Annotated in this window: 1 protein-coding gene; it reads right to left on the reverse strand. The window is 75.5% G+C overall.

Annotated elements, in window-relative coordinates; genetic code table 11:
• Nucleotides 1-25: 25 nt before the first annotated feature.
• Nucleotides 26-1,087, reverse strand: coding sequence for an ADP-ribosylglycohydrolase family protein (locus JFN87_RS33190; RefSeq protein ID WP_209346232.1), 1,062 nt, complete (start codon nucleotides 1,085-1,087; stop codon nucleotides 26-28).
• Nucleotides 1,088-1,095 lie beyond the last annotated feature (8 nt).

The raw sequence follows: 1,095 nt of genomic DNA on the forward strand, positions 1-1,095 counted from the left end.
AACGAGATACATGGGAGACTGAGGTTCAGACGAGTGCTTTTCGGTTCTCCACGGCGCCCGCTAGCGCGCCGGCCAGCGCGGGCGCCGAGTCGGCGACGCGCGACATGCAGGCGGCGGCGGGCACCGCCTCGGTCACGTCGCCGTCCGAGGCGAGGACCAGCGCGAGCGCGGCCGGCACCGTCTCGGCCGCGGCGATGCCGTAGCTGTAGACGTGGTCGATGATCTGGTGTTCGAGCAGCGGCACGAGGCCGAAGGCGCGCCCCCGGGCGCCCGCTTCCTCCGCGCGGGCGAGGGACACGGCGTGCGCGGCGTTGCGGCCGATCTCCGAGCCGGCGGGCAGCTGGTCGAGCGCGCCGCGCACGCAGTCCTCGGCGGGCGCACCCGCGAGCGCGAGCGCGACGGCGGCGGCCATCGCACGGGCACCGTGCACCCCGTCGCCGTCCTGCGTGTAGCGGGCGTCGAACTCGGCGAGGTCGGCCGCCGCCGCCGGGTCGCCCGGGTGGACGACGGCCAGCACGCAGGCGCGCACGCACGCCGCGTCGTCGAAGAAGTGCGGGTTGTCGTGGCCCGTAGCGGGCGGCCTGAGACCCGTGGCGAGATTGCCGAGGCCGGCGCGCACGGAGATACGCGCGCGCAGTGGGATGACCGCCGACTCGACCTCCGGGGCGCGCGCGGCGGCCGAGGAGATCTCCGCCGCGAGCGCCATCCACGCCAGGTCGACCGCGGAACGCACCCTGCGGTCCCTGCTGAGGTCGCTGAGCGCCGTACCGTGCGAGGCGAGTACCGCCTCCGCCGTGAACGCCGCCCACTCGGCGTCGTCCGAGGGACCGAGCCGCAGGGGCTCGGGCGGCTGGTTGAGCGCGATGGGCACCGGCAGCGTCGTGGTCTCGTTCTGCTCGGCGAACGTGTCCAGCTCGCGCGTGAGCCGGCGCGTCCACTCCGGCATCCGCGCGGCACGGTGGCGCGCGGCGGGCCAGCCCGCCGCGTCGCCCGCGGCGAGGCCGAGGAGCATGCCCTCGACGCGGCCGTCCGCGTGCCGGCCGGGAGATCGGAAGAGCGTGCGCCTGAACTGCTGGCACCCAAGCATCTGGAAAC

This window comes from Streptomyces montanisoli, assembly GCF_017813245.1.
GTDB classification, from domain to species: Bacteria; Actinomycetota; Actinomycetes; order Streptomycetales; family Streptomycetaceae; genus Streptomyces; species Streptomyces montanisoli.